The 2,164-nt window shown below is 76.2% G+C and carries 2 protein-coding genes; one reads left to right on the top strand and one right to left on the bottom strand.

Translation table 11 applies throughout. From position 1 onward, the window contains the following. A partial coding sequence (locus BU198_RS15415; protein WP_188297423.1) for a helix-turn-helix transcriptional regulator occupies window positions 1-957 on the bottom strand: 957 nt, incomplete at its 3' end. Window positions 958-1,177: 220 nt separating this feature from the next. Between BU198_RS15415 and BU198_RS15410 the strand changes: the two genes are divergently transcribed. Continuing rightward, the gene (locus BU198_RS15410) at window positions 1,178-1,912 is read left to right on the top strand and encodes an alpha/beta fold hydrolase (protein WP_188297422.1); all 735 of its coding nucleotides are present in this window, start codon (window positions 1,178-1,180) and stop codon (window positions 1,910-1,912) included. The last annotated feature ends 252 nt before the right edge of the window (window positions 1,913-2,164 follow it).

Here is a 2,164-nt window from a genome sequence, read left to right as displayed (position 1 = left end):
CGGCTCGGCGCCCCAGGCGGCGAGCCGGGCCGCGAGCGCCCGCACCTCGGCGCGCAGCGCGGCGGGCTCCCGGACGGTGAACGGCCACCCCAGGCCGGCCAGCAGCACCGCGACACCGTCCAGGTTCTGTGCCCGGGCCCGCAGCAGCACCCGGTCCTCGGCGAGTTCGGTGAGGGTGCCGGCGGCGGGCGGCAGCCGGCGGCGGGCCTCGGCGAGGGTGGTCGCCAGTTCCACCTCCACCCGGTGCCGCCAGGGCGCACCGGCCAGTGACTCCACCACCCGCTGGACCGGGTCGAAGTCCTCGGGCGGCTCGAAGCCCGTCTCGCCCTGCTCGACCCGGGTGATCCGGTCCAGCCGGAAGGTGCGCGGCTCGCCGCTGCGGTGGTCGAGCCCGGTGGTGTACCAGCGCCCGGAGTGGAAGACCAGCCCGTACGGATCGAACTCGCGCTCGCTGGGCCGGTCCTCGCGGTCCCGGTAGCCGAGCCGCACCCGGCGCCGCCGACGGGCCGCCTCGGCCAGGGTGAACAGCGCGGAGGCGGCCGGGCCGGGGCCGGCGACGGGGGTGGCGGTGAGGCCGAGGGTCTGTTCGACCGCGGCGACCCGTTCGCGCAGCGGCGGCGGCAGCACCCGCTGGATCTTGCCGAGGGCGGTCTCGGTGGCCCCCTCCCCCACCGACAGGCCGGAGCTGCGGCCGGCCAGCAGGCCGAGCACGACGGAGGCGGCCTCGTCCGCGGTGAGCATCAGCGGCGGCAGCCGGTAGCCGGGCCGCAGGCGGTAGCCGCCGTAGCGGCCGCGGTCGGCCTGGACGGGGATGCCGAGGTCGGCCAGCCGGGCCACGTAGCGACGGACGGTGCGCTCGTCCACGTCGAGCCGGGCGGCCAGTTCGGCGCCGGTCAGGCCGGGGCGGTCCTGGAGCAGTTCCAGCAGGGCGAGGACGCGGCTGACCGGGTGCTCCACCGTGTACTCCTTCCCCTGCCGTGTTGCCTCCGCGTCGTCTCCGTGCCGCCTCCGTCGTCCGTTCCGGACACCTTGCGGCGAGGCGGCGGAAATCCGGGCGACTTCTGTCCGGATCCGATTCTAGAGTCGGCGGTGGAGAAGGCCCCACCGCGGCAGAGTCCTCCCGCGGGCCCGTCGTGGCCTCTCCGGACGATCCCCACCGACGAAGGAGTGATCCGCCATGAGCACGTTCGTACTGGTTCCCGGTTTCTGGCTCGGCGCCTGGGCCTGGGACGAGGTGGCCGCGCCGCTGCGCGCGGCCGGGCACCGGGTGTACCCGGTCAGCCTGCCCGGGATGGCCGAACGATCGGGCGAGGCAGGCGAGTTCGGGCTTGAGGAGCACATCGCCGACCTCGCCGGCCTGCTGGTCAGGGAGGACCTGTCGGATGTCGTGGTGGTCGGGCACAGCGGCGCCTGTGCCCCCGTGGGCGGGCTCGCGGACCGGATGCCGGAGCGGATCCGCCGGGTGGTCTACCTGGACAGCGGCCCGCTGATCGACGGCTCCGCGGTCCAGGACCTCTGGCAGCCCGACTACCTGCGCACGGCCGAGGCCTCGGTGGTCGACGGCCGTCTCCCGATGCCGAGCTGGGAGTACCTGGCCGAGCACGGCGCGAGCGTGGCGGGGCTGGACGAGGCCACCCTGGCACGCGTCCGCTCCCGTGCCACCCCGCACCCGGCCGGGGCCTTCCGGGACCGGCTGCGGCTGACCGGCGCCGGGGCCGCGCTGCCGCAGGCGCTGGTCTCCTGCTCCTTCCCGCTCGCCCAGGTGCGCGAGCTGATCGCCTCCGGGCACCCGTACTTCGCCGGGATGTCCGGGCCGAACTGGGAGCTGCGCGAACTGCCCACCGGGCACTGGCCGATGTTCTCCCGCCCGGCGGACACGGCGGCGGTGCTGACGGAGCTCGCCGCGCTCTGAGCCCCGACCGTTCGCGGGCCGCCCGTCGGCGGTCGGCCCGTCCGTGGGCCGCCCGTCCGTGGGCCCCGGCCTGTCCCGTCCGTGCCCTTCGGTGTGCCCGGCAGCGCCCGAGGCGTGTCCGTCCGTCGCGCAGCCGTGCCCGGACCGGCAGGATGGGGCCCACGGCGTACCCGAGCGGAGAGCGAGCAGCGTGTGCGAGCGGCCATGAACGGGCAACCGGTCCGCACCGAACCGCCCGCCGCCGGACCGGAG

The organism is Streptomyces sp. CBMA156, assembly GCF_014596515.1.
Classification (GTDB): domain Bacteria; phylum Actinomycetota; class Actinomycetes; order Streptomycetales; family Streptomycetaceae; genus Kitasatospora.
Note: the sequence above shows the minus strand (reverse complement) of the source record. Positions and strands in the feature narration are given on the sequence as shown.

What these genes read in the sequence shown, in the direction of transcription:
- BU198_RS15410 (WP_188297422.1), top strand. Translation starts at nt 1,178, where the DNA reads ATGAGCACGTTCGTACTGGTTCCCGGTTTCTGGCTCGGCGCCTGGGCC.